This window comes from Alteromonas sp. S167, from assembly GCF_036864375.1.
Lineage (GTDB): Bacteria > Pseudomonadota > Gammaproteobacteria > Enterobacterales > Alteromonadaceae > Alteromonas.
Genome location: NZ_JAZETR010000033.1, coordinates 1 through 682, shown reverse-complemented (window position 1 = coordinate 682; position 682 = coordinate 1). Strand labels below are relative to the sequence as shown.

Annotated in this window: 1 protein-coding gene; it reads right to left on the bottom strand. The window is 37.5% G+C overall.

The features are described from left to right. Positions 1-94: 94 nt before the first annotated feature. A partial coding sequence (locus V7R35_RS17805) for a hypothetical protein (RefSeq protein WP_334016228.1) occupies positions 95-682 on the bottom strand: 588 nt, incomplete at its 5' end.

Below are 682 nucleotides of genomic sequence, written 5' to 3'. Positions count from 1 at the left end.
TAACGCCCAACTTAGGGGCAATAACACGTAGGCTAAAATGGGAGCGAAGCGACTGAGCCTACGTGTTATTGTCCCAGTGAGCGCTAGCGAACGACTACAGTTGTTTGTTAGCTGCCTCACCTTCATCAGGTTCTAAGCCATAATTGTTAGCAAATTTAGTTGCCATATCTCGGCAGTCTACAAGGATTTCTACTTCATCATTCAAAACTGACTCACGTTTTTCAATGATAAATCTGGATGTTTCTACCAACATACAGGTTAATTGATAAAGATAAACGATGTGATTACTTTTATGAGTTACATCAGAAAGTTCTGCTGCGCATCTGTTGAAAGAAGAAATAGTTCCATAATGATCACTATATTGCTTCCGCTCTACTTTATTCAAATGTGGCAATATGTCCGCAAAATCCTTGTTGAAAATTAAAGTTTCAATAGCGCCTGGGGAAGGAAGTCCTATAACTTGACCTTCAACGTACATTTCTGCGATAGAACATAATCTGCTTTTTAAAAAATTCATTCGATCTTGATGATCTTGGACTTCTTGACGCAATGCTCGTTTTTTTCTAAATACTACAAGATAATATTTTGAGATATCGGTAGCTTGACCAAGTATAAATCCTATCAAGAGAGTCGAGATTGCTATTTCAAATTTTGTCATGAAATCCCTTTCGCTGATTTGCAG